The following is a 22,855-nucleotide window of genomic DNA, read 5'->3' on the forward strand; positions in this document are numbered from 1 at the left end:
ATGAGCAACTTATTGACCATCCGCAATCTGGCGGTGAATTTCAACGGACTGCCCGCAGTCGATCGGATCAATCTCGATGTCGCGCCCGGCGAAGTGGTCGGCGTAGTCGGCGAATCGGGTTCGGGCAAGAGCGTGACGATGATGGCGCTGATGGGCCTGATCGACGCGCCCGGCAAAGTCACCGCCGACGAAATCACCTTCAACGGCAAGAATCTGCTGAAGGCGTCTGCGAAGGAACGCCGCAAGATCATCGGCAAAGACATCGCGATGGTGTTCCAGGACGCGCTCACCAGTCTGAATCCGAGCTACACGGTCGGCTATCAGATCAAGGAAGTGCTGAAGCTGCACGAAGGCCTGCGCGGCAGTGCGTTGGACAAACGCGCGCTGGAGTTGCTCGACCAGGTCGGTATTCCTGACCCGAAAGGCCGCATCGGTTCATTTCCGCATCAGATGTCGGGCGGCATGAACCAGCGCGTGATGATCGCGATGGCGATTGCCTGCAACCCGAAGCTGCTGATCGCCGACGAACCGACCACCGCGCTCGACGTGACGATCCAGGCGCAGATCATGGAACTGCTGATCAAGCTGCAGAAGGAACGCGGCATGGCGCTCGTGCTGATCTCGCACGATCTGGCGGTGGTGTCCGAGGTCGCGCAGCGAGTCGCGGTCATGTACGCTGGCGAAGTGATCGAAACGAACCGCGTGCCGGACATCTTCGCGGCGCCGCATCATCCGTACACGGAAGCGCTGCTGGCGGCGATTCCGGAACACAATGTCGGCGCGGTGCGGCTCGCCGCACTGCCGGGCATGGTGCCGGGGCGTGATGATCGTCCGAAAGGGTGTCTCTTCGCACCGCGCTGCAAGTACGTGGTCGACGACTGCATGAAGGCGCGACCGGCATTGACACCGATGCAAGGTCACGCAGAAGTGGCGCGCGTGCGCTGCATCAAACCCCTGAACCTGAGCGGCGACGCCAACGTTCACACCCATGGAGGCGCACGATGAACGCAGTACTCGAACCGCGGCGCCAGTCGGACCATGCGGGCGATCACGTCCTGGTTGCCGACAAACTGGCGCGCTACTACTCGGTGAAGCGCAGCATGTTCAGCCAGGGCACGGTCAAGGCTTTGAACGGCGTGTCGTTTGCGCTCGAACGCGGCAAGACTCTGGCGGTGGTGGGTGAATCCGGTTGTGGAAAATCCACCCTGGCACGTCAACTGACCATGATCGAAAAGCCCAGCGCGGGCCGTCTGTTGATCGACGGTGAAGACGTGGCGGGCGCCGATCACGCGAAGATCGCAGCGTTGCGGCGGCGCGTGCAAATGGTGTTCCAGAATCCGTTTGCCTCGCTGAATCCGCGCAAGACAGTCGAGCAGACGCTTAGCGAACCGCTCGCGATCAACACGCAACTGAGCACGACCGAACGCGCCGAACGGATCGCGCAGATGATGCGCACGGTCGGCCTGCGTCCGGAGCATGCCAAGCGTTATCCGCACATGTTCTCGGGCGGTCAGCGGCAGCGTGTGGCGATTGCGCGCGCGATGATCCTCGATCCGCAAATCGTGGTCGCCGATGAACCGGTGTCCGCGCTCGACGTGTCGATTCAGGCGCAGATTCTCAATCTGTTCATGGATCTGCAGGAGCAGTTCAAGACCAGCTACGTGTTCATCTCGCACAATCTTTCGGTGGTGGAACATATCGCCGACGATGTGATGGTGATGTACTTCGGTGGCGTGGCGGAGCTTGGCGACAAGAAGCGGATTTTCTCGAATCCGCGACATCCGTACACGCGTGCGTTAATGTCGGCCACGCCTTCGATCTTCGAAGCGGATCGCACGATCAAGATCAAGCTGCAAGGCGAAATGCCGTCGCCGCTGAATCCGCCGTCGGGCTGCACGTTCCATCAGCGCTGCCCGTACGCGATCGACCGTTGCCGCAGCGAAGAACCGAAGTTGCGTGAAGTGGATGGCCGTCAGGTGTCGTGTCACCGCGCCGAGGAGGTGGGGGACATGGATGCCTGATGCAGTGGCGGCGCGTCGTCTTGCGCGCCGCTCGCGTGATGGTGGCCGCCACGCTGCTTTCGCACGGCGCTGGGGAGCGTTTGCACTGACCGGTGCCACGCTCCTCGGCGTATGTTCTGCTTTTCACCTGAGCGCAGGGCCGATCGGCCTCGCGCATGCTGCTGGCGCGGCCGCCAATGCACCCGCCCAGGCGGGGCGGCCGGCGGTGCCGGTGCCCAGCCTGCCGGCGCCGCCACGCAGCACCTTGCCCGGCTTCAATCCGCCGCCCGCTACGCCTGGTACCACGGCGAGCGGTCCGGTACGCGCGCAGCCGGCGCGCATGCCGTTCTATGTCGCGACACGCGGCACTACGACCATTTACGTGCTTGGCACGTTGCATGTCGGCGACCCGGCCGACTATCCGCCCGGGCAACCGTTCCGCGCACCGATCCTCGGCGCCCTGGCGGCCTCGCCGACGCTGGCGCTCGAACTTTCACCCGACGAACTGCTGGTCTCGCAAGACGATGTGTCGAAGTACGGCGTATGCCGGCGCGACTGTTTGCCAGGTCTGCTGCCCGAGCCTTTGTGGCGCAAGCTGGCCTTGCGCCTGCGCGGCAATCCTGCGGCGCAGGATGAAATCAAGAAGATGCGGCCGTGGCTCGCGTCACTGGTGGTCGAAACCTACGATTCGTTGAGTGCCGGCTTGCAGACCGAGTACGGCACGGAAGCGCAATTGCAGAACGTCTATATCAGGACGCGCGGCAAGATCGTCGGCCTCGAGACGTTGCCACAGCAAATGCGTGCGTTCACCGGACTCACGCTTGCGCAGCAACGCGAAATGCTCGCCCAGGACCTGGTGCAGACGCCCGCGGAAAACGTCGACGATGTGAAGACGTTGCATCGTCTGTGGCGCGTGGGCGATGCCGATGCGATTGCGGCGTGGCAAGCCGCCAAAACCGAAAAGCTGGCGCGCGACAAGCGGATTTCCGATTCGATCGACAACCGGATCGTGTACGAGCGCAACCGGCGCTTCGTATCGCGGATGCTGCTGATCGCCGGGCCGAACAAGCCGGTGTTCGTGGCGATCGGCGCGTTGCATCTGGGTGGCCGCAAGGGCGTGCTGCAGCTTTTGCGGCAGCACGGGTTCGTGGTGGATGCGGGGTGAGACCCACCTCAGCCTTACGCTGCGAAATCTGCGGCGTGGTTGGTCACAGTCCTAACCGGGGTAAGCCGTTCGGCCAGATCAGGAACCGGTAATTTCACAGTCAGTCCGATGCTGACGTGTGTCGCAAACTGCTCGCGGCTCACGCGGACATAGCTACGCGTGCGTGCTATGATGTATGTACAGATGTCAATACAGGTGCTGTGTGCGGTTTGAATGGGACGAACTCAAGAATCAAATCAACATTCGTAAGCATGGCATCGATTTCCGGGATGCTGTCGACGTGTTCGATCATCCGGTGCTGACGGCGATAGACCAGCGGGAAGACTACGGCGAGGAACGCTGGATCGCGCTGGGTTGGATGGCCGCCATCGTAGGCGTGGTGGTGTACGTCGAACGCAATGCCGATGTGATCCGTATCATTTCGGCCCGCAAGGCGACGAAGCACGAGGTCAAACGCTACAAGTACAGCGTCTGGAATTGACTGGCACGGTGGGTAGCGTGGGAATGGCTGAAAAGGAGCAGAGGCGAAATCATGGGTAAAGCATCAGGAACCGACTGGAAGCGACTTGCAAAAGCAGGTGACGCGCAAATCGACACGAGCGACGTGCCCGAATTGGGTGACGACTTTTTTGACCGTGCCGAGCTGCACGTTCCGCCGAAACAGGCTGTGACCATGCGACTGGACGCGGATGTACTGAGCTGGTTCAAAGAGCAGGGGGCGGGCTATCAAACGCGCATCAACAAGTTGTTGCGCGCTTACATGCTGGCGCAGCAGCGTCGCCGTTCTTAAGGCGCGGCGACGCGGCATTCTGTCTGCGTACGAAGGTGTGTTCGAAGGGATTGAGAAAGCGCTGCGCAGAAACGTCTGAAATCTGCGCAGCGCAGGTTTTATAGGCCGCCGTCGCGTAGTTCTTCCGATACGCGTTCGACCACCGGCGCCCAATCGCCCAACCTGGTCTGCCGGAACAACTTCATCGCCGGATACCACGGCGAATCGCTGCGCTCTTCGAGCCAGCGCCAGTCCGAGTTGGCGGGCAGCAACACCCACACCGGCTTGCCTAGTGCGGCCGCCAGGTGCGCCACGCCGGTGTCCACGGCGATCACAAGGTCGAGATTCATGATGAGCGCGGCGGTGTCGTCGAAGCTCTTCAAATCTTCGGTGAAATCGTGGGCGCGGAAAGCTTCAGGTGCATCGGCCAATTGATCGTGCGCTGGGCCCTTTTGCAGCGCGTACCATGCGACGTCTTTCAGCTTGCTTAGCGGACTCAGGGCGGCCAGTGCCATCGAGCGATAACGATCGTTGCCGAAGCTCGGGCTGCCGGACCACACCAGACCCACTTTGCGTGTTGCTTTGCCGGTTGCGTCCACCCGCTTGCGCCATGTTTTGATCTTTGCTTTGTCGGCGAACATATACGGCACGTCCACGGGAATGGTCGACAGTTCGGTGCCGACACACGACGGCACGCTCATCATCGGCACCCAGAAATCGTACGGGCCGTCAGGCTTGCCACTGAACGCGCGATGCACGCCGGGGATGCGTTCGACCAGCGGCAGAAGCGGCTCGCGCACACAGAGATCGAGCGTGGCGCCAAGTTGCTCGAGCACGCGTGCATAGCGCAGGAACTGGAAATGGTCGCCGAAACCCTGTTCGCCGACCATCAAAATACGGCGCCCATCGAGCGGCTCGCCATGCCACTCGGCAACGCCCGGCACGGCGATCGCCTCGTAGTCGCTCTTGCGCCAGCGCTTCGCAAATTCGGCCCAACCCTGCTTGTAGTCGCCGCGCTTGAGCAACAGCCACGCGAGGCCCTGATGCGCGTCCGCGTAGTTGGAATCGTGCGCCAGTGCGTGGCGGTAGAAGCCTTCTTCTTCATCGAGGCGACCCTGCGCGCCAAGCGAGCCGCCGAGGCAAACCAGATTCGTCGGGTTCGGCTTGAGTGCGACCGCACGCCGATACTGCGATTCGGCGCCGACGTAGTCGCCGAGCTTGCCGATCAGGCTGCCCAGGTTGATGTGAGCCTCGGCATAGTCGCCGCGCAGTGCCAGTGCCCGCTCGAAACTGGCGATGGCCGCCGCGTGATCGCCTTGCGCGTTGTACGCATTGCCAGCATTGAAATGCGCTTCCGCCGATTGTGGATCGAGCGACAGCGCGTTTTGATAGCAGGCCAGCGCTTCGTCGTAGCGGCCGAGCTTGTTCAGCGCCGTGCCGAGATTCAGATGTACGTCGGCCAGCGAGGGATTGACCGCCAACGCCAGCCGATACTGTTCGATCGCTACTTCGAATGAGCCTTGCGCTTGCAGCGCGACACCGAAGTTGTTGCGCGCGTCGGCGAAATCCGGTTGCAACTGCAGCGCCTGGTCATAGCAGATCATCGCTTCTTCGCGATGGCCGAGCGCAGCGGCGACGAGGCCACGGTTGCTCCAGCAGGCGGCATCAGTGCGATCGAGTTTGAGCGCTTCGCTCATCAACTCGGCGGCGAAACCATGATCGCCGCGCTGATGTTGCAGCACGCCGAAGTAATGCAGTGTTTTGGCATGCGTTGGGTCAAGTGCGAGGGCTTCGCGGTAAAGAGGTTCGGCGGTATCGAGACGGCCGGCCTGGTGTGCTTCGAGCGCGGCCTTGATCAGAGAGGTGAGGTAAGCGGAGGGCGGTGCGGTGTCGGGGTGGGATTGGTGTTCCATGAGGGACCTGCTGGAAAGCGCTGACGGCGCGCGTTGCGCGCGTCGCCAGCGCATGTGGATGGAAGATCATCCACCAGCTTATGTTCAGGCCCCTTGCCGGACGATCGGACGCCTCCGAATTCGGCGGCGTCCATTTGCCGCGGACTCACGCGCGTGCATGGGCCAGAGCGAAAGTCCTACGCGATGTTGGCATTTGCCACGCGGCTCGGCCAACGGTCCTACAGGAACATCAGGAAATTCAACAGGAAGATGTTCACAACCAGCAAGCTCAGCGCGGTGGGCACCTGCACCTTGATCACCGCATTCTTATCCGGCAGTTCGAGCAGCGCGGCCGGCACCATGTTGAAGTTCGCGGCCATCGGCGTCATCAGCGTGCCGCAGTAGCCAGAGAACATGCCGATCGCGACCATCACTGCCGGGTTGCCGTGAAACACGCCGACCAGGATCGGCACGCCGACGCCGCCGGTCATCACCGGGAACGCGGCGAAGCCGTTACCCATCACCATCGTGAAGAGCGCCATGCCGATGCAGTACACGGCCACCGCGATAAAGCGGTAGTCGAGGCTGATGTAGGCCGTGGTCACGTGAGCGACCGCCTTGCCGACGCCGGCGTCCGAGAACACGAGGCCGAGCATGCCGAGCATTTGCGGCAGCACCGCGGCCCATGACAACGCATCGACGAGGCGGCGCGCCTCTTTCATCGACTGACCGACGGTATCGCGCGTCAGCACGCACGCAATCGCAAGTGCAATCACGCAGCCAATGCCGAAGCCGATCAGCGTGACGTTGGCCTTCTCGATCAGCGGCATGCCGCCGAAGATCAGATGGCTGGCCGACAACGTAATGATCACGGTGACAACCGGAATCGTCAGCGCGGGCACGAACAGCTTGTTGCCCAGACGCGCGGCGCTCGCCTTGCGCGCTTCGAGCGACAGCAGTTTCGGCTTGGCCGCGGTCACACCGCCGAAGCCCGCGGCCAGCGCCATCACGGTTACCAGCACGCCGACCACCGAGGGCGGCAACTTGTCGCCGATCAGGAAGATCAGCGCGTAGAGAATCCAGAAACCGCCGGCAGTGAAACGGCGCGGGTGTTCCTTATCCGTGACGATCATGCCGCCGATCACCAGCAGCACGACGCCGAGCAGCCAGAACAAATAGGTAATCGTGAACGTCATGCTTTGTCTCCTGCGGCGGGTTGCGTCGGCGCAACGGAGGCGGTGTTCGCTGCGGCATTGCCGCGCAGTTCGCGTTCGAGCCTGCGGTCGAGCAGATAGAGGCGGAAACCGTGAATGATGAACGCGCAGATCGCGGTCGGAATGCCCCAGACGGCCACGTGAATCGGCTCGACGATGATGCCGGCTTCTTTCAGGAAGGTCGTCATCAGCACGATTGCGCCGAACGCGACGAAGATGTCTTCACCGAAGAACAGGCCGACGTTGTCGGTCGCCGCGGAGAAGGCGCGCAATTTGAAACGCACGGCGTCGCTGATCTTGCCGAAGCGCGTTTCAGTCGCGCCTTCGGCCATCGGTGCGATCAGCGGACGCACCATTTGCGGATGGCCGCCGAGACCGGTCAGGCCGACAGCGGCGGTCAGTTCGCGCACCAGCAGATAGACAATCAGCAAACGCCCTGCGGTCGCGGCCTTGATGCCGCCGATCCACGCTTGCGCGCGCTCGCGCAGGCCATGCCGTTCCAGCAGGCCGATCACGGCCAGCGGCAGCAGAATGATCAGCGGGATATTGCGGGTCTTGATGAAACCGGTGCCGATTTCAGCGAGGATCTTTTCAGGCGGGAAGTGCGCGGCCAGACCGGTGATGATCGCGGCCACCGCCACGATCAGCATCGGATTGAACCGTAATAAAAAGCCGACGATGATGACGGCCACGCCAATGAGCGGCCATAGACTGACTGTTGTCTGCATCTGGATCTCCAAACAGGGTTTCAACCTCGCCGCTTATGGCGGCTAACGTGGGCCGGCGCCTGATGATCCACGCGCCGTCTTGCTGCTACGGCTCTTGATGGCCGCGTTGCTTCGACTACACCTGCACCTGCATTTGCTGCTTGTTTGCTGTTCCACTGCGGGTACTGCAATGCGTCGTCGTGTACCTGGCAAACGCCCCGCACGGAGCGGGGCGTTCGGGGTTGGGCAACAGTTGAATCGCGCTGTCTGGCTCGCGCCGATTGACGCGCGGATCAGACGCTCGCGGCGCCGGCCGCGTGAACGTCAATGCCCGCGTCCTCCAGCGCGCTGCGGATGCGCCGCGCGAACGCCAGCGCGTGCGGACCGTCGCCGTGCAGGCAGATGGTTTGGGCGTTGAGCGGCACCCAGTGTCCGTCGACGGCCTGCACGCGGCGCTCGCGCACCATGGCGAGCGTGCGCTCCAGCACCACGTCTTCGTCGTCGAGCAGCGCGCCCGGCTCCTTGCGCGGTACGAGCGAGCCGTCGGCGCGATAGCCGCGGTCGGCGAATACTTCTTCGATGGCAGTCAGGCCGGCTGCCCGGGCAGCCGTCACGAGTCCGCTGTTGGCGAGCGCGAACACTGCCACCGACGGGTCGAAATCGTGAACCGCCGAGACGATCGCATCGGCGATCTTCGCGTCGCGCGCGGCCTGGTTGTACAGCGCACCGTGCGGCTTGACGTGCGCGATGCGCCCGCCCTCGGCCTGCGCGATCGCCGACAGGGCGCCGAGCTGATACAGCACGCCGGCGTAGATATCGTTGGCCGGCAGATCCATTTCCTTGCGGCCAAAGTTCTCAGGATCGTTAAAGCTCGGATGCGCGCCGATCGACACACCCTTTTGCACCGCCCAGCGCACGCAGTCGCGCATGGCGTTGGCGCCGCCCGCGTGCCAGCCGCACGCGATGTTGGCCGAGCTGACGAGGTCGAGCAGCGCCTCGTCGGAACCGCAGCCTTCGCCGAGATCGGCGTTCAAATCGATTTCCATGGTGTTCCCCTACTTAGTGTTACAGCGCTGCGACCGCCGGCTGGCGCGCGCAACGCTCTTCGTGCATGGCAATCGCGGCGTCGATCTGCCGCAAGTACGTGCGTTCTTCCAGCAAAGCCTGGCGCGCCTCATAGGGCGTCGTCGGGATGAAACGGATGGCGGCGTTCAGGCGAACCTGCGCGAGCTTCCATAGATCGGCCTGGATCACAGCGCCGATCTTCGGATAGCCGCCCGTGGTCTGCGCATCGCTCATCAGCACGATCGGCTGGCCGTTCGGCGGGACCTGAATCGTGCCGGGCAGCACCGCGTGCGAGAGCAGATCGTTTTTCCGGGTGCGCTTCAGTTCCGTGCCGGCGAGGCGGTAGCCCATGCGGTTGCTGTTCGGTGTGACCAGCCATTCATCGGACCAGAACGATTCGTGCGCTTCTTCAGTGAAGCTATCGTATTCCGGGCCTTGCAGCACGCGGATCGGCACAGCCCACGGCACGCCCGATGGATGCCGGCCGCGCCGCAGCGGTTCGTGAACCAGCACGAACTTGCACCAGGCGGGCGCCTTCACGCCGAACTCCGGCGCTTCGGGGGTAAAGCCGAGATGGCCGCGTTGCGGCGGCGCGCCGACCGGCAGACGGTCGCCGTCGCGCAACGCCCGGCCGCCGAGTCCGCCGAAATGGCCGGCGAGATCGGTGCTGCGCGAACCGAGCATCGGCAACACGTCGATGCCGCCCGCGATGCAGACATAGCCGCGCATGCCGCGTTTGGCCGCTTGCAGAACCAGCTCCTGGCCGGCTTGCACCGGCAGGCTCCACCATGAATAGACCGGCTTGCCGTCGAGCGTCGCGCCGAATTCGGTGCCGGTGATGGCCACACGTGTGGCGCGCAGAAAGCGCAGCACGGTCGGTCCGAAGGTAATTTCCAGGCCGGCCGCATCGGGCCGGTTGCCTACCAGCCGGTTGCCGACTTCGAGCGACAGACGGTCGAGCGCGCCACCCATCGCGACACCGAGGTGCCGGTAGCCGTGACGGCCAAGATCCTGAATCGTGGTCAGCAGACCCGCGCGAATCACATCGATCATGCGTGTATCCCCGCGACGGTAAAGCGCACCCGGTCGCCCGGTTGCAGCAGCGTGGGCGGACGGCGAGATGGATCGAACAGCGGCAGTTCGGTGCGGCCGATCAACTGCCAGCCACCGGGGGAGGTCGCCGGATAAATGCCGGTCTGCTCACCGCCGATACCGACCGAACCGGCCGGCACTTCCAGCCGCGGCGATGAACGGCGCGGCGTGTGCAGCGCTGTGTCGAGCCCGCCCATATAGGCGAAGCCCGGCTGAAAACCGAGGAAGAACACCACGTACTCGCCATCCGCGTGACGTTGCACGACCTCGCGCACGCTCAGGCCGGTGTGATTGGCGACCACTTGCAGGTCGGGTCCGAACTCGCCGCCGTATTGCACCGGGATTTCGACTTCACGGCCGGCCGCGGGCACGTCGCTCACCGCATTCCAGGCTGCCTGCAGAAGGCTCACCAGCGCTTCGCGATCGGCTTCGAGCGAATCGAATACGAGCGTCAGATTGTTCATACCCGGCACAACCTCGAGCACGTGCGGCCAGTCGCGTGCAGCCTCGGCGGCAGCCCACACGCGCCGCTGGCAGTCCAGCGTGGCAGGCGGCGGCGCCTCGCAGACTAGCGCGGCATCGCCGAGCGGGAAGATTCTTGGTTGGCTCATCGCTTAATGGCCCAGGTTGAGTCGGGAATGTCGAACATATCGGACCCTATACCTGGTTATCGGCATCGGGGTCGCGATGTATGAAGCGTACATTATCAATAAAATATCAACAATTTATCTATAAGCGTTTTCGCCAGGCTCCCCGGAATGGGTGGCTCGTCGTACACTCCTGACACTTTCCCATCCTGTTTCTCGAGAATTTTCACCATGTCGCGCCACCCCACCAAGATCGTTTCCTCGGAACATCTCGTGTCCGACACCAGCGCGGAGCTGTCCGAACTGGAGTACGCACTGATCATGGCGGGCAACGCATTCAACCGATGGATGGTGCGCTGCATGTCGGCGGCCGGCGAAAAAGACATGACCGCGATCGAAGTCTCGTTGCTGCACCACGTCAGCCATCGCGAGCGGCGCAAGAAGCTGGCGGACATCTGCTTCGTGTTGAACATTGAAGACACGCACGTCGCTACTTACGCGTTGAAGAAGCTCGTAGCTAGAGGGTATGTAAAAAGCGAAAAGACCGGCAAGGAAGTGTTCTTCTCGGCGACCGATGCGGGCCGCGAGCTCTGCCTGAAATACCGCGAAGTGCGCGAGAGTTGCCTGATTTCGACGCTGAAGGAAAGCGGCCTGACCAACGAACAGATTGGCGAGGCGGCGCAATTGATGCGCAATGCGTCCGGGCTGTACGACACGGCCGCGCGGGCGGCGGCGTCTTTATAACGGGGTTCGGCCTCGGTAGTTATTGAAGGGGGCGCCTCGCAGGGCGCTCTTCAAACGCTTAATCCGCCGGCTGTGGATAGAGACCGGCTTCCGTCACGATCAGATCGAGCGGGATGTCGTGAGCCTCGCGCTGCAATGCGTCCGTGCGGCATGCTTCATAGGCAATGCCGACCGTGACCGGCTTCTTCGGTCCCGGCCATGTGGCCAGCGTGCGATCGTAGTAGCCACCGCCGTAACCGAGCCGGAAGCCGTTGGCGTCGAAACCCACGCACGGCACGAATAGCAGATCGGGTACCACCACGCGCCCCGATGTGGGTTCGGCAATCTTGTGATGGCCGATCTTCATCGCCATATCCGGCGCCCATGCGTGAAATTCGAGCGGCGCGCCGCGTTCCTTGACGATCGGCAAACCCGCCTCGCGTTGCGAGTCGGCCGCGAGCCAGATCGCAATCGCGGCGCGCGCGTCGAATTCGCCCGCCAGCGGCCAATAGAACCCCACACTGCTCACGCCGTAGTGTTTCAACGCATCGAGAACGCGACGGTTGAGCGCGGCGTTGTGCGCCGGCTCGGAAGCCGCTTGTAGCCTTGCTTCCAATAGCATTCGACGCAGCGCCTTTTTCGATTCTGCGACAGGGTTGCATGCTATGCTTGGGTTCAATTCGCGCTCCAGAAACAACGATGTCAATACGCCTCTATCGAGTATATCGCGCGGCCGGTCTGGCGCTTGCCGCTGCGGCACTCGTCGCGTGCAGCACGGCCTCCGCCGTCAAGCCCATTCCCCTTTCGCAACTCACGAACGACGACCAGACCTTCGTCCAGCTTCGCGAAGCCGCCCGCAATAATGACGCGGCGCGCGCAGCGCAACTGGCGAGCATGATCCCGAACTATCCAGCGCCTTCGTATCTGGAGTACTTCCAGCTCAAGCCGCAATTGTTCGATTCCAGCGGTCACGCGCGCATTGACGCGCCGGATGCGCCGGTGCTGTCGTTCCTGCAGAAGTACGACGGCCAGGCCATCGCCGACCGCATGCGCAACGACTACCTCACGGTGCTCGGCGCACGTCACGACTGGCGTAACTTCGATCAGCAATACGCGCGTTTCGTGCTGAACGACGATACGCAGGTTAAGTGCTACGCGCTCGAGTCGCGTGCCGCGCGGGGTGAAAACGTCGCCGACGCGGCGCGTGCGCTGCTCGTCGACCCGAAGTCGTACGGCGACGGCTGCGTCGATCTGATCACCGCGCTCGCGGTCAATCAGCAATTCAGTTCCGACGACGTGTGGCAACAGATCCGCCTCGCGTACGAACAGAACTACACGAGCACGGGCAGCAAGCTCGTCGATGCGCTTAGCAACCAGCCGCCCGATCCGGTGCTGTTCGGCCAGGCCACGAGTACGCCGCCGTTGTTGCTGGCGCGCGGCGTCGGTCCGGATACGCAATCGCATCAACTCGCGTTGCTCGCGATCACGCGCATGGCGCGCAACGATCCGGCCATGGCCGCGGCCACTTTCGCCTCGGTCGCGCCGTCGTTGAGCTCGCCCGAGCGCGCAATCGGCTGGGGCACGATTGCGTATCAAGCCGCTGCCAAGCAGATGCCGAGCGCGGTGGATTGGTACCGCCTGTCGGCGAATGCGCCGCTGTCAAACCCGGCGTACGAATGGCGCACCCGCACCGCGCTGCTCGCGGGCGACTGGACGATGGTGCGCTGGTCGATCGAACAGATGCCGGCGGCGCTGCGCAATCAGCCGTCGTGGGTGTACTGGCATGCCCGTGCGCTCAAGCAGGCTGGCGACACAACCACGGCCAACCAGGAATTCGAGTCGATCTCGCAGGGCTTCAACTTCTACGGCCAACTGGCTGCGGAAGAGCTCGGCCAGAAGATCACCGTGCCGCCGAAAACCACCGTGACCGACGCCGAAATCCAACAGGCCGGCAACACGCCGGGTCTCGATCTGGCGCAGCGCTTCTACGCGCTGAATCTGCGGCTCGAGGGCAATCGCGAATGGAACTGGCCGCTGCGCAATATGAGCGACCGGCAGCTGATCGCTGTGGCCGAATACGCGCGCCGCATCGAGTTGTATGACCGGACCGTGAACACGGCGGACCGCACGAAGAGCGAGCACGATTTCTCGCTGCGTTATTTGTCGCCGTTCAAGGATATCGTTGAGCGCGATGCGCAGTCGAATGGACTCGACGTCGAATGGGCATACGGGCTGATTCGCCAGGAATCGCGTTTCATCATGAACGCTCGCTCGGAAGTTGGCGCGAGCGGTCTGATGCAACTGATGCCGGGCACCGCGCAACTGGTGGCGAAGAAAATCGGCCTCGGCCCGATTTCGCGCGAGCAGATGAACGATATCAACACCAACATCCTGCTCGGCACGAACTACCTGTCCATGATCTACAATCAGTTCGACGGGTCTGCTGTGCTGGCCACCGCCGGTTATAACGCCGGTCCCGGCCGTCCGCGCAACTGGCGGCAATCGTTGCAGCATCCGGTTGAAGGCGCGATCTTCGCCGAGGCGATTCCGTTCCAGGAAACGCGCGACTACGTCAAGAATGTGTTGTCCAACACGGTCTACTACGCGGCATTGTTCGAAGGCCGTCCGCAATCGCTGAAGGCGCGTCTGGGTTATATCGCACCGTAAGCGCCGTGCCGCCGCCGCGTCAGGTTTTCTGATGCGGCGGTGCGCCACGCCAGCCGTTGCCGCGGCTTCCACCAGGGAGTCGAAAATGCGACATCAAGCCGTTGCGGTCATCGGCGGTTCCGGTTTTATCGGCAGCCATCTCGTCAATGCTCTGGTTGAAATGGGCAAAGACGTGCGCATCGCCACCCGGCGGCGCTATAACGCCCGCCATCTCACCCTGCTCCCCATCGACGTGATCGAAGCTGACGTGTTCGATCCGGTTCAGCTTGCGCGTTTCGTCGAGGGCGCCGATTGCGTGATCAACCTCGTTGCCACGCTGCATGGCAAACGTGGCACGCCTTATGGCCCGGAGTTCGCCCGCGCGCATGTCGAATTGCCGACCAAAATCGTTGCGGCTTGCGAAGGCAAGGGCGTGCATCGGCTGATTCATATCAGCTCGCTCGGCGCCGACTCGAACGGGCCGAGCATGTATTCGCGCTCGAAGGGCGACGGGGAAAAGGCCGTGCATGCGGCGAATCTGGCGTGGACGATTTTCCGTCCGTCCGTGGTGTTCGGTCCTGAAGACCAACTGCTCAACAAGTTCGCGTTCCTGCAGCGGATGTTCCCGGTGATTCCGCTTGCGATGCCGGATGCAAAATTCCAGCCGGTGTACGTCGGCGACGTGGCAAAAGCGATCTGCAACGTGCTCGATCTCGACGCGGCGAGCGGCCATACCTACGAGCTGGGCGGGCCGACCGTCTATACGCTCGAAGACCTCGTCAAGTATTGCGGCGACGTGATCGGCCGGCATGCGCGAATCATTCGCCTGCCGGAGGCGCTGGCGCGCTTGCAGGCGTTGACGTTTGAAATGGCGCCGGGCGAACCGGTGATTTCGCGCGACAATCTCGATTCGATGAAAGTCGACAACGTGTTGACCGGACCGCTTGCGCCTGAACTCGGCATCGAACCCGCCAGCATCGAAACGATCGCGCCCGTGTATCTGACCGGCGCGTCGTCGCGTTCGCGCTTCGACACGTTTCGCGCGAGCGCGGGGCGTTGAACCTTTTCTAATCTCTACCTTTTATACCAGGCATGAAGCTGCTTATCGGTGACAAGAACTACTCGTCATGGTCGATGCGTCCGTGGTTGCTGGTCAAACATTTCGGCATTCCATTTGAAGAGGTGCTGATTCATCTGAATGAAGCCGGCACGAAGTCCGCGATTCTGGCGTATGCGCCGACCGGTCCGGGCAAGTTGCCGTGCCTGATCGGCGAAGATGGATTGGCCACCTGGGATTCGCTGGCGATCGCCGAGACACTGGCTGAGCGCTTCCCGCAGCATGCGCTGTGGCCGCGCGACCCGGCGGCGCGCAGTCACGCGCGCAGCATCAGCGCCGAGATGCATTCGGGCTTCGGCGAATTGCGCTCGAACATGTGGATGAACATTCGCGCGTCGTTTCCGGGTAAGAACGCCACACCGGGCGCACTGGCCGACATTGCGCGTATCGACGCGATCTGGAGCAGGTGTTTCGATACCTACGGCGGTCCTTTCCTGTTCGGCGAGTTCAGCATTGCTGACGCGATGTACGCACCCGTCGTGATGCGCTTCAACACGTGGCAACCGGCGCTCTCCGAGGCTGCCGCGGCTTATGTTCGTCGCGTGACGGCGTTGCCGGCGGTGAAGGCGTGGATCGACGACGCGCTGCGCGAAACGCATGCCATTCCGTACCAAGACGTATGCCCATGAATATCTACGCAGTAGGCGGCGCGATCCGCGACGAGTTGCTGGGCGTACCCGTGCAGGACCGGGATTACGTGGTGGTGGGCGCGACGCCCGAGCAGATGGTGGCGCAGGGCTATCGTCCGGTGGGCAAGGATTTCCCGGTATTTCTGCATCCGCAGACGCACGAGGAGTACGCGCTTGCACGCACCGAGCGCAAGACGGCTGCGGGCTATCACGGCTTCCAGTTCTTCTACGCGCCGGACGTCACACTCGAAGAGGACCTCGCGCGCCGCGACCTGACAATCAACGCGATGGCGCGCGAAATGCGCCCGGACGGCGAATTGACCGGCCCGGTGATCGACCCGTTCAACGGCCGGGGCGATTTGCAGGCGCGGCTGTTTCGTCACGTCAGCGATGCGTTTCTGGAAGACCCCGTGCGGATTTTGCGGATTGCGCGGTTTGCGGCGCGTTTCGTCGATTTCACGGTGGCGCCGGAGACGATGGCGCTGATGCGCAAGATGGTGGCTGATGGTGAGGTCGATGCACTGGTCGCCGAGCGCGTATGGCAGGAGGTGTCGCGCGGATTGATGGAGAAGAAGCCGTCGCGCATGTTCGAAGTGCTGCGGGAATGCGGTGCTTTGGCGCGGATTCTGCCGGAGATCGATGCATTGTTCGGCGTACCGCAGCGGGCTGACTATCATCCCGAAGTGGATACGGGCGTGCACGTAATGATGGTGGTCGACCATGCCGCGCAGCAGGGTTACGCGTTGCCGGTGCGGTTTGCGGCGCTCACGCATGACTTGGGCAAAGCGACGACGCCGGATGACGTTTTGCCGCGGCATATCGGGCATGAGGGGCGCAGCGTGGATTTGCTGAAGCCTTTATGCGAGCGGCTGCGGGTGCCGAATGAATGCCGCGATCTGGCGCTGCTGGTCGCGCGGGAGCATGGGAATATTCATCGCGTGATGGAGATGGGGGCCGCCGCGTTGGTGAGGCTGCTCGAGCGCAGCGATGCGATTCGGAAACCTGCGCGGTTTGCTGAAGCCTTGCAGGCTTGTGAGGCGGATGCGCGTGGGCGGCTGGGGTTTGAGATGCGGGAGTATCCGCAGGCTGAGCGGCTGCGGGTTGCGCTTGTTGCTGCGCGAGGGGTGGATGCTGGTGCAGTGGCTAGGCGGCTCGTTGACTCGCCTGCGGGGATTAAGGATGCAGTGCATCAGGAGCGCGTTCGTGCTGTTGAAGGGGCTCTTGTTGTTTGAGTTTTTTGCCTGCTCGGCGCTTATTGTCAGTGTTCCTGGGGCTTTGGCCTTTCCTTGAATTGTTAGTGGTCTATTAGCGTTGCCCCTGTGCGGGGCGGCACCTACTTTTCTTTGCCGCCGCAAAGAAAAGTAGGCAAAAGAAAGCGGCTAGAAACCCCTGCTAAGCGGGGCCCGCAGCTCGCTCAGGGTAGTGGTGCATCTGGAATCTGTGTTCGTGCCCCTGCACGTGCTTGTGACAAGGGCGTCATACTTCCGGCGGCGCTGCGCGCGCCGAAGAGCCGTTCATAAAACCGATCGCTACGTTTTGGCGTTGACGCCTCGCCACCGAACCGTGGCTCGTCATTGCACCACCATCACGATTGCAACTGCAACTGCAACTGCAACTACGGCTGTGATCGTGATCGAGATCGGGACGGTGATTCAGCACACCGACATATCATTGAGGCAGGGTTCCCGGGGAAGTGCAGGAGCGTCTCGCCGAGGCGAAGCCGACGGCCCCACAAACCAAAACCGAAGCCCATGGTTTCCCCTGCATACCCGTCCGCGACGCACGCAGTGCGGAGTGGGAGCTGATGAGTCCTTTGTCACTAACGCCGAATGTGAGAGAACACGGATTCCAGTCGCACCACTACCCGCAGCAGACCACGGTGCCCACTTAGCAGGGGCTTCTAGCCGCTTTCTTTGCTTATCTTTCTTTGCGGCGGCAAAGAAAGTAAGTGCCGCCCCGCACAGGGGCAACGCTAATAGACCACTAACAATTCAAGGAAAGGCACCAAAGCCAGATCAAGGAAAGGCCAACGCCCTAAGAACACAGACAAAAAGCGCCGCGAAGGCTACAACACCCTCGCGATCAGCGACAAAACCATCGAAAGAACAAGCGTCGACATAAACGGAAACGGATACTCCCGCCCGAAGAGGCGCAAAGTGACATCCCCGGGCATCCGCCCAACCCCAATCTTCCTGAGCCACGGCCAGCAGGCCGACAACACCGCCACCGCAACAAACGTAGTCAACAGCCAGCGGATCATCGCCAACCCCTAAGGCAAAAAATCACAACGTATGTGACCGGTCGCCGCTCGAAAACGCCTGCAGCGTGTCATCCAGCCCGCGCGAAAATGCGATCACCTTGAACAGCTCGCCCATCTCCGCCTCGGACAACAACTTCTGGACCGCATTCGCCGCAGGCAAAAACTTCGCCGTGTCCGAAGGATCGAGCGCCGATAACGTCTCGGTAATCCCCGCGTTCAACAAGAACCGCGCTTGCGAAGTGAAGCCCAACAAATCGGCGCCAGCCTCGACACCGGCTTCGGCAATGCCGGTAAATTCCACGTGCGCGGTAATGTCCTGCAAACCCGGATAAACAAACGGGTCACCATGCGCCCGGTGCCGGTAATGGCACATCAACGTGCCCTGCGCACGCTGCTCATGGTAGTACTCGTGGCGCGGAAAACCATAATCGATAAAGAACGCCGCGCCACGCGCAAGCATCGTGCAAATGGTCCGCGTGAATGCCCGGGCGGCGTCGTGCGTTTCGGTCACGTAGTCGTCGCCGATAGTTTCGATCTCAGCCAGAAGCGCAATGTCCGCAGCTTCCGATACCAACCGGTCGTCGAACGCAAAGGCCTCGTCGCGCCACGTCACGCCGCGTTCATGCCAGGCGCCGTCGGTAAATGCGAACAGCCGCACCGGCATCGCGTCCAATACCTCATTGCCGATCACCACGCCTTCGAATTGCTCCGGCAATGCGTCCAGCCAGCGCACTTTCGCGGCCAGCGCCGGTGCCGCGGCTTCGATCGTCTCGCGTTGGCGTTCGCGCAATTCACCGGACAAATCCACGATCGAGTAGCTGTCGAATTCGACGCCCAGCGTGTCGAGCGCATTCAGCAGGCCGGCGGCGAGTTTGCCCGTGCCGGCGCCGAATTCCATCAGTTCGCGCGTGCCGCTCGCCTCCAAGGCCTCGGCGAGCGGGCGCGCCAGCGTCGCGGCGAAGAGAGGCGACATTTCCGGCGCCGTGACGAAGTCGCTGCCGTCGTCGCCGCGCAGGCCGAATTTGCGGGCGCCGCCGCTGTAATAGCCGAGTCCCGGCGCGTAAAGCGCGCGCTCCATGTAGCGGTCGAATGGCAGCCAGCCGCCGGCTGCTTCGAGCTCCGCGCGGACCTGTGCGACCAGCGCTTCGGACTGAGCAAGCGCGCTCGGGCCGGGAGCAGGTAAACTATCGGGTTGGTGAGCTTTCGGATTCATCCCCGCATTGTAAATGACCGCCTCTCTGGACAACGCCGCCGCCCGCGCGCCTGAAACGCCGCGCATCGTGCTGATTACCGGCGCCGCCCGCCGCATCGGGCGCTCGCTCGCGCTCGGCTTCGCCGCGCGTGGCTGGGACGTGGCGGTCCATTACGGCGCGTCGCGCCAGGAGGCTGACGAAGTAGTCGCGGAAATCGTCGCCATGGGCCGCCGGGCGGTGGCTTTGCACGCTGAATTGGGCGACGAGGGCCAGGTCGAGCAGCTTCTGCCCGCCTGTATGGCCGCGCTGGGTCGCCCGTCGTGTATTGTCAACAACGCCTCGCGCTTTGAGGAAGACACGGCGCAGAACGTCGGTTACGACCTGCTGCTGAAGCTGACCGCGATGAATCTCGGCGCGCCGCTCGTGCTGGCGCGTATGCTGTTCGAGGCCACGCCGGAAACCGCGCGCACCGATGAAAGCCAGCGCGGCGTGGTCATCAACGTGCTGGACCAGAAGCTGTACAACATGAACCCGGACTACCTGTCCTACACGCTGTCGAAGGCAGCGTTGCAGACGGCGACGGTCGCGCTGGCGCAGGCCTTGGCGCCGAAAGTGCGCGTGGTCGGGCTTGCCCCTGGTCTAACGATGCAATCCGGCGATCAAACGCCGGCCGGTTTTGAAGAAGCTCACCGTGCCACGCCTTTGGGCCGCGCGTCGCGGCCGGAGGATATTGTCGCCGCCGCGTTGTATCTCGCGGATGCAGCGGGCGTCACCGGAACGACGCTGGTGGTCGACGGCGGGCAGCACCTCGTGCCGCTGCCGCGCGACGTTATGTTTTTGACGGGCGCCTGAAGCGCCCACTTGAGTGCTCCGCACTCTTTTTTCGACTGGAACGAACATGTTTGCCGCTCTTTCGCATCCCCGGCTCGCCGATTGCCGCCGGCTCTTTCTGCGCAATTACGAAGTGCACATCAACATCGGCGTGCACGACTTCGAAAAGCGCGGCGAACAGCGCGTCGTGATCAACGTCGAACTGTTTGTGCCGCTCGCGCTGTCCACGCCGGTTCAGGACAAATTGAACGAAGTGGTCGACTATGACTTCATGCGTTCGACCATCGCGCGTCGCGTCGACCAAGGTCATATCCACCTGCAGGAAACCCTCTGCGATGACCTCGTCAAGGCGCTCCTCGATCATCCGCAGGTGCGCGCCGTGTGCGTGTCGACCGAAAAGCCGGACGTTTATCCCGACTGCGACGCCGTGGGCGTCGAAGTCTTCCGTATCAAAGAGGATTGAGCCATGAATGCTCAGGAAATCCTGAACGACACCGCGGCCCCAGGGGCTGCACAAGCTGCCCAGGCCTCGGCGGTCAAAGCGCCGCTCACGCGCCGCGAGCAGAAAGAAGCCTACGAGAACAACAAGCTGTTCAAGCGGCTCGCGCGCCAGGTCGGTGAGGCGATCGGCGACTTCAACATGATCGAGGAAGGCGACAAGGTGATGGTGTGCCTGTCGGGCGGCAAGGACAGCTACGCAATGCTCGAAATCCTGATGCGGCTGCGCGAACGCGCGCCGATCAACTTCGACATTGTCGCGGTGAATCTCGACCAGAAGCAGCCGGGCTTCCCGGAACACGTGCTGCCCGAATACCTCAAGCAAGTCGACATTCCGTTTCACATCGAGAACCAGGACACCTACAGCATCGTCAAGCGGCTGGTGCCGGAGGGCAAGACCACCTGCTCGCTGTGTTCGCGGCTGCGTCGCGGCATTCTGTATCGTGTGGCGGGCGAGCTCGGCGCCACCAAGATCGCGCTCGGCCATCATCGCGACGACATTCTGCAAACGCTGCTGCTGAACATGTTCTACGGCGGCAAGCTGAAGGGCATGCCGCCCAAGCTGCAATCGGACGACGGCAAGAATATCGTGATCCGTCCGCTCGCCTACGTGAAGGAAACCGATCTGGAAAAGTACGCGGAGCTGCGCGAATTCCCGATCATTCCGTGCAACCTGTGCGGCAGCCAGCCGAACCTGAAACGCGCGGAAATGAAGGCGCTGATCCGCGATTGGGAGAAGCGCTTCCCGGGCCGCATCGAGAACATGTTCAACGCGTTGTCGAACATCGTGCCGTCGCATCTGATGGATCACAAGCTGTTCCCGTTCGCCGGCCTGCGTGCAAGCGGCGAGGCCGATCCGCAAGGCGATATCGCCTTCGACGAAGAGCCGTGTTCGACCGATTCCGGTGACGGCGCAACCTTCAACGGATCGAAGCCGATCTCGATCGTTCAGTTCGACGATATGTAACCAGTCGTGAAGTGCCCTGAAATCAAAGGTTTCCGGGTGTTTCGGGAAGGTAATAGGGCCGCGCGAGCGGCCTTATTCGTTATGGGCTGCATGATAGAATCGTCGGCTCCAAACTTGTCTGATTGCCGACGCCATGAACATCGTGATTTTGGCGGCAGGCACCGGTAAGCGCATGCGGTCCGCGCTTCCCAAGGTGCTCCATCCCCTGGCCGGCCGGCCGCTCCTCGCTCATGTCATCGACACTGCTCGTGCGCTCAAGCCCACGCGTCTGGTCGTGGTGGTCGGTTATGGCGCCGAAGCCGTGCGCCAGGCTGTAGCCGCGCCGGATGTCCAGTTCGCCGTTCAGGAGCAGCAACTCGGCACGGGCCACGCGGTGCAACAGGCGCTGCCGCTGCTCGATCCGTCCGAACCTACGCTGGTGCTGTACGGCGATGTGCCGCTTACGCGCGCCAGCACGCTGCAGGCGCTGACCGATCGCGCGGGCCGAGGCGGCTACGGCGTTCTCACCGTCACGCTCGACGACCCCAGCGGCTACGGCCGTATCGTGCGCGATCAGCACGGCAAGGTGTCGCGCATCGTCGAACAGAAAGACGCCACGCCCGAGCAGCTCAAGATCGCCGAGATCAACACCGGCATCATCGTCGCGCCGACCGAGCGTCTGGGCGGCTGGCTCGCGGCATTGAAGAACGACAACGCGCAAGGCGAGTTTTATCTGACCGACGCGGTCGAGATGGCGATCGAAGCCGGACTCGAAGTCGTCACCACGCAGCCTGACGAAGAGTGGGAAACGCTCGGTGTGAATAGCAAGCAGCAGCTTGCCGAACTCGAACGGATTCATCAGCACAATGTCGCCGAGACCTTGCTGGTGGCCGGCGTGACGCTTGCCGATCCAGCTCGAATCGACGTGCGCGGCACGCTCGAGTGCGGCCGCGACGTCTCGATCGACGTGAACTGCGTGTTCGAAGGCCGCGTCACGTTGGCTGACAACGTGACGGTCGGGCCGAACTGCGTGATCCGCAATGCGACGATCGGCGCCGGAACGCGCGTCGATGCGTTCACGCATATCGAAGGCGCTGAAGTCGGTGCAAACGTCGTGCTCGGCCCTTATGCGCGGCTACGTCCGGGCACGTCGTTGCAGGACGAGTCGCACGTCGGCAACTTCGTCGAGGTGAAGAACTCGGTGCTCGGTCATGGCTCGAAGGCGAACCATCTGACGTATATCGGCGATGCGGATGTCGGGGCGCGCGTGAATATCGGCGCGGGTACCATCACCTGTAACTACGACGGCGCGAACAAATTCCGTACGGTCATTGAAGACGACGTGTTTGTCGGTTCGGACACGCAACTCGTTGCGCCCGTGCGCGTCAAGCGCGGCGTGACGATCGCCGCGGGCACCACGGTCTGGAAGGATGTCGAAGAAGACATGCTGGTCCTGAACGATAAGACTCAAACAAGCAAGTCGGGCTATGTACGCCCGACCAAGAAGAAAGGTTGATGGGC

Annotated in this window: 23 protein-coding genes; 14 read left to right on the forward strand and 9 right to left on the reverse strand. The window is 62.6% G+C overall.

Annotated features, from left to right (window positions below; genetic code table 11):
• From BM438_RS28030 to BM438_RS28050, 5 genes are all read left to right on the forward strand, one after another.
• Positions 1-1,005, forward strand: coding sequence for an ABC transporter ATP-binding protein (locus tag BM438_RS28030; protein ID WP_093640958.1), 1,005 nt, complete (start codon positions 1-3; stop codon positions 1,003-1,005).
• On the forward strand, positions 1,002-2,021 hold the full coding sequence (locus BM438_RS28035; protein ID WP_093640961.1) for a peptide ABC transporter ATP-binding protein: 1,020 nt from the start codon (positions 1,002-1,004) through the stop codon (positions 2,019-2,021). Before BM438_RS28030 ends, BM438_RS28035 begins: the two co-directional genes overlap by 4 nt.
• On the forward strand, positions 2,014-3,165 hold the full coding sequence (locus BM438_RS28040; RefSeq protein WP_093640964.1) for a TraB/GumN family protein: 1,152 nt from the start codon (positions 2,014-2,016) through the stop codon (positions 3,163-3,165). Before BM438_RS28035 ends, BM438_RS28040 begins: the two co-directional genes overlap by 8 nt.
• A 202-nt stretch (positions 3,166-3,367) precedes the next feature.
• Positions 3,368-3,646 (forward strand): BrnT family toxin, encoded by a 279-nt coding sequence (locus BM438_RS28045; RefSeq protein WP_093640967.1) that lies wholly within the window; start codon positions 3,368-3,370, stop codon positions 3,644-3,646.
• Positions 3,647-3,697: 51 nt separating this feature from the next.
• On the forward strand, positions 3,698-3,955 hold the full coding sequence (locus BM438_RS28050) for a BrnA antitoxin family protein (protein ID WP_093640970.1): 258 nt from the start codon (positions 3,698-3,700) through the stop codon (positions 3,953-3,955).
• 98 nt (positions 3,956-4,053) lie between these two features.
• Here the strand turns inward: BM438_RS28050 and BM438_RS28055 are convergent, their stop codons facing one another.
• The 6 genes from BM438_RS28055 to pxpB form a co-directional block, all read right to left on the reverse strand.
• Positions 4,054-5,847: a tetratricopeptide repeat protein gene (locus tag BM438_RS28055; RefSeq protein WP_093640973.1), complete on the reverse strand. Its 1,794-nt coding sequence runs from the start codon at positions 5,845-5,847 to the stop codon at positions 4,054-4,056.
• Positions 5,848-6,065: 218 nt separating this feature from the next.
• The gene (locus BM438_RS28060) at positions 6,066-7,022 is read right to left on the reverse strand and encodes a DUF979 domain-containing protein (protein WP_093640976.1); all 957 of its coding nucleotides are present in this window, start codon (positions 7,020-7,022) and stop codon (positions 6,066-6,068) included.
• A complete protein-coding gene (locus BM438_RS28065; protein ID WP_093640979.1) occupies positions 7,019-7,768 on the reverse strand; it encodes a DUF969 domain-containing protein in 750 nt (249 codons plus the stop codon). The genes BM438_RS28060 and BM438_RS28065 overlap by 4 nt, the downstream gene beginning before the upstream one ends.
• 272 nt (positions 7,769-8,040) lie before the next feature.
• A complete protein-coding gene (gene pxpA, locus BM438_RS28070; RefSeq protein WP_093640982.1) occupies positions 8,041-8,793 on the reverse strand; it encodes a 5-oxoprolinase subunit PxpA in 753 nt (250 codons plus the stop codon).
• 19 nt (positions 8,794-8,812) lie between these two features.
• Positions 8,813-9,865, reverse strand: a complete 1,053-nt coding sequence (locus BM438_RS28075; protein ID WP_093640985.1) for a 5-oxoprolinase subunit C family protein — start codon at positions 9,863-9,865, stop codon at positions 8,813-8,815.
• Complete coding sequence (gene pxpB, locus BM438_RS28080) at positions 9,862-10,515, reverse strand: 5-oxoprolinase subunit PxpB (RefSeq protein WP_093640988.1); 654 nt, start codon at positions 10,513-10,515, stop codon at positions 9,862-9,864. The genes BM438_RS28075 and pxpB overlap by 4 nt, the downstream gene beginning before the upstream one ends.
• Positions 10,516-10,722: 207 nt before the next feature.
• Here pxpB and BM438_RS28085 point away from each other — a divergent pair, with 207 nt between their 5' ends.
• On the forward strand, positions 10,723-11,235 hold the full coding sequence (locus BM438_RS28085; RefSeq protein WP_054040851.1) for a winged helix DNA-binding protein: 513 nt from the start codon (positions 10,723-10,725) through the stop codon (positions 11,233-11,235).
• Positions 11,236-11,293: 58 nt separating this feature from the next.
• Here the strand turns inward: BM438_RS28085 and BM438_RS28090 are convergent, their stop codons facing one another.
• Complete coding sequence (locus tag BM438_RS28090) at positions 11,294-11,836, reverse strand: 5-formyltetrahydrofolate cyclo-ligase (protein WP_244179465.1); 543 nt, start codon at positions 11,834-11,836, stop codon at positions 11,294-11,296.
• Between the two features lie 77 nt (positions 11,837-11,913).
• On the opposite strand from BM438_RS28090, the gene BM438_RS28095 reads away from it, so the two are divergent.
• The 4 genes from BM438_RS28095 (at position 11,914) to BM438_RS28110 (ending at position 16,838) form a co-directional block, all read left to right on the forward strand.
• Positions 11,914-13,881 (forward strand): lytic transglycosylase domain-containing protein, encoded by a 1,968-nt coding sequence (locus BM438_RS28095; protein ID WP_093640991.1) that lies wholly within the window; start codon positions 11,914-11,916, stop codon positions 13,879-13,881.
• 85 nt (positions 13,882-13,966) lie between these two features.
• Complete coding sequence (locus BM438_RS28100; RefSeq protein ID WP_093640994.1) at positions 13,967-14,920, forward strand: complex I NDUFA9 subunit family protein; 954 nt, start codon at positions 13,967-13,969, stop codon at positions 14,918-14,920.
• A 32-nt stretch (positions 14,921-14,952) separates the two neighbouring features.
• Complete coding sequence (locus BM438_RS28105) at positions 14,953-15,606, forward strand: glutathione S-transferase family protein (protein ID WP_093640997.1); 654 nt, start codon at positions 14,953-14,955, stop codon at positions 15,604-15,606.
• Entirely contained in the window at positions 15,603-16,838 is a 1,236-nt protein-coding gene (locus BM438_RS28110) for a multifunctional CCA addition/repair protein (protein WP_093641000.1), read from the forward strand. Before BM438_RS28105 ends, BM438_RS28110 begins: the two co-directional genes overlap by 4 nt.
• Before the next feature lie 833 nt (positions 16,839-17,671).
• On the opposite strand, the gene BM438_RS28115 is transcribed toward BM438_RS28110, so the two are convergent.
• Positions 17,672-17,866 (reverse strand): DUF2905 domain-containing protein, encoded by a 195-nt coding sequence (locus BM438_RS28115; protein WP_093641003.1) that lies wholly within the window; start codon positions 17,864-17,866, stop codon positions 17,672-17,674.
• Positions 17,867-17,888: 22 nt separating this feature from the next.
• Entirely contained in the window at positions 17,889-19,079 is a 1,191-nt protein-coding gene (locus BM438_RS28120; protein WP_093641005.1) for a class I SAM-dependent methyltransferase, read from the reverse strand.
• A gap of 13 nt (positions 19,080-19,092) precedes the next feature.
• Between BM438_RS28120 and BM438_RS28125 the strand changes: the two genes are divergently transcribed.
• The 4 genes from BM438_RS28125 to glmU all read left to right on the forward strand — a co-directional run bounded on the left by BM438_RS28125 (position 19,093) and on the right by glmU (position 22,850).
• A complete protein-coding gene (locus BM438_RS28125) occupies positions 19,093-19,911 on the forward strand; it encodes an SDR family oxidoreductase (RefSeq protein WP_093641008.1) in 819 nt (272 codons plus the stop codon).
• Positions 19,912-19,957: 46 nt separating this feature from the next.
• Complete coding sequence (locus BM438_RS28130) at positions 19,958-20,353, forward strand: dihydroneopterin aldolase (RefSeq protein ID WP_093641011.1); 396 nt, start codon at positions 19,958-19,960, stop codon at positions 20,351-20,353.
• Positions 20,354-20,356: 3 nt separating this feature from the next.
• On the forward strand, positions 20,357-21,355 hold the full coding sequence (gene ttcA / locus BM438_RS28135; RefSeq protein WP_093641014.1) for a tRNA 2-thiocytidine(32) synthetase TtcA: 999 nt from the start codon (positions 20,357-20,359) through the stop codon (positions 21,353-21,355).
• Between the two features lie 133 nt (positions 21,356-21,488).
• On the forward strand, positions 21,489-22,850 hold the full coding sequence (gene glmU / locus BM438_RS28140) for a bifunctional UDP-N-acetylglucosamine diphosphorylase/glucosamine-1-phosphate N-acetyltransferase GlmU (protein WP_093641017.1): 1,362 nt from the start codon (positions 21,489-21,491) through the stop codon (positions 22,848-22,850).
• The last annotated feature ends 5 nt before the right edge of the window (positions 22,851-22,855 follow it).

The sequence above is a fragment of the Paraburkholderia aspalathi genome (genome assembly GCF_900116445.1).
Classification (GTDB): Bacteria; Pseudomonadota; Gammaproteobacteria; order Burkholderiales; family Burkholderiaceae; genus Paraburkholderia; species Paraburkholderia aspalathi.